Annotated in this window: 1 protein-coding gene; it reads right to left on the reverse strand. The window is 56.3% G+C overall.

Annotation, left to right across the window (positions count from 1 at the left end; genetic code table 11):
* Positions 1-191: 191 nt before the first annotated feature.
* Positions 192-1,026 (reverse strand): transposase (locus MARLIPOL_RS09515; RefSeq protein ID WP_012140642.1); only part of this gene is annotated, 835 nt, incomplete at its 5' end.

Raw genomic sequence — 1,026 nt, forward strand, 5'->3', positions numbered from 1 at the left:
TAACGAGGCTGTAGAAAAACTCGATTCCGAGCCGTCCCCAGCGTCTGGTTCTTAAATTTTTTGTAGCGGCCATACGCTAGCCGATGATCGCGATTCCGCTGATCAGCCATTAGTTTCGGCCGATTTGGCGCTGCCAGCGCCGGTATTGCTGACTTCCAGCAGCCCCGTTTCCGGCCCTTCTGGTCCCTGCATCACGTGGCTAACCGCCCATAATTCGCCAGCTTCTCAATATTGTGCACCAGGCAGTATAGCTGCCACTGGCCCTGCACCTTCCTCTTACCTCTCAGGCTGAAGCGGTTCAGCCGTTTCGTCGTACCAATGTTGCCGAACACCGGTTCCACCACCGACATGCGGTGGCTGTAAATCTCTTTGCCCTGCCGGCTATCCACCCGGTGCTTCATCCAGTCGGTGTAGTTGGGCAGGCGCTTGTTCTCGATGGTGAACGAGACCTGTCGGCCGGATCCATTTCGATGGTTAGCTGACGCAGGGTTCTGCATACATTGGCGCTTCTTGGGGCAGTGCCGGCATTGCAGCAACCGACCTTCGAAGTGCACCCGGATCTTTCCATTCTCCGATGCCCGTTTGCCCCGGTAGGTAAGCTCTTCGCCAGTCGGACAAACGCAGATCAGGTTCACGGGATCGAACTGGAATTCACTTGCCGGGATAGTGTCTTTCCACACTTTGTTCGGCAGATTCTGATGACGCTTGCCGTACTTGTCTTTCTGGTTCTGGAACTTCGGATCCCGGCTGCGGAACCGGTTGTCTGGCACGTAGCCATTGATCTGCCGTTCGTGCAGATACTTCATATTGGCTTCGTTGGCGAAGCCGGTGTCGGCGGTGACGACCGCGCCTTGTTGGTAGATGCTCTCGGCGATGCCCAGCTTTTTGTAACGGGCTTCGACGGTTTCCAGTACCGGCTGTAGAGTGTGGTGTTCCTGACCTTCGCCAAAGGCCTGGGCATCAATGATCACCTGGTGTTTCTTGTCCACCGTGGCCACGCCGTTATAGCCCTGGATCGTGCCCTTG

Source organism: Marinobacter lipolyticus SM19 (assembly GCF_000397065.2).
Classification (GTDB): Bacteria; Pseudomonadota; Gammaproteobacteria; order Pseudomonadales; family Oleiphilaceae; genus Marinobacter; species Marinobacter lipolyticus.